Genomic DNA, 1,123 nt, shown 5'->3' on the forward strand with positions numbered 1-1,123 from the left:
CGGGCAGACTGTGTCCAGGTCGGCGTGCCGCGTCAATGAATCGCCTCTGCGGGAATGCGGGGAGGTTTCGTGCCACCACAAGTCCACTCGACCGTTCTCGCTGACAACTGAGGAGCGGCAAGATGGCTGCTCCGAGACCTTCGGCAACAAGCATCTTCATGGTTTCTGTGCCGAGTTCGTGGCCCCTCGGTAGAATGAGCGTCAATTGGTCTTCTTGAAACCTGAGTTTAAAAACGCAGTAACCATCAACAATCCGTCCATTTCGGGACCTGCGTATCCGTTTTTGTACGGTATGATTCAAGAAAAAGGAATGCAAGGTGGGAAAAATGTTTCCTGGACTTAAAGAAGAATGGGGTTCAAGTTTTTCCTAAAAACGGACCAACATTGAAGGCTCTACTCACTGGCACTGTGAAAGCATGTGTCATCCAAGACACGGCATTGCTTCAAGCCGAGCTAAAGGGTGAACCAGTGAAAATGGTCTATTCGCAGTCTGGGGTCTACGCTCTTGCTGGGGTTCTCGGCATTGACAAGGATGGACCCAATGTGAGTGCCGCCAAGAAGTTCGTAGAGTTTGCTCTGTCCAAAGCCGGTCAAGACGTTATGCGAAATCCCAAGAATGGCGGATCGGACTCTTACCCAAGCCAACGTGTCGAATTCAAACCGTTTTCAGCCTTAATTTCCTATGATACTTATTTCTGGTGTTGGTCTAATCCCGCTATGAATATTTCAGGTTTTATATTCTGTTATTTATCTTCTTGAACAGGTGACCGTTAAACATTTTCTCACGAAACGCGACCTGAGCCGACCCGTGCTGAATGTAGAATTATTCTGTTGAGTCTATATAAAGCAGTTGCTCTTGAGCACATCAATAGAGTATGGTAGAACTGGAAAATATCAAAAAGTTCTGTGGTTGTCATCATGGGCCGTCGCCGTCTACCCATGAATGTGGTATCGTCATATTGTTCTAGGTCGCCATGAGGCTTCTTGCCGTCATGCCCATGAAGCGCGTTCCCTGTCACTTTGCCAAGTCCCCACCCCCGCGTCTATAAAATCATCGAGGTGACCTTTTGTGCAGGATATAGAAAAGTTGAGGGGACTCCTGGTCCGTCTTGGCTCCTCTCCG

The 1,123-nt window shown here is 48.4% G+C and carries 2 protein-coding genes; one reads left to right on the forward strand and one right to left on the reverse strand.

Annotation, left to right across the window (positions count from 1 at the left end; genetic code table 11):
- The coding region (locus tag AC2VLY_RS13105) for a hypothetical protein (RefSeq protein WP_486922430.1) at positions 1–160 on the reverse strand (160 nt) is incomplete at its 3' end.
- Between the two features lie 173 nt (positions 161–333).
- On the opposite strand from AC2VLY_RS13105, the gene AC2VLY_RS13110 reads away from it, so the two are divergent.
- Positions 334–759 (forward strand): substrate-binding domain-containing protein, encoded by a 426-nt coding sequence (locus AC2VLY_RS13110; protein ID WP_486922431.1) that lies wholly within the window; start codon positions 334–336, stop codon positions 757–759.
- The last annotated feature ends 364 nt before the right edge of the window (positions 760–1,123 follow it).

Source organism: Acidithiobacillus sp. TH-A36, from assembly GCF_057473445.1.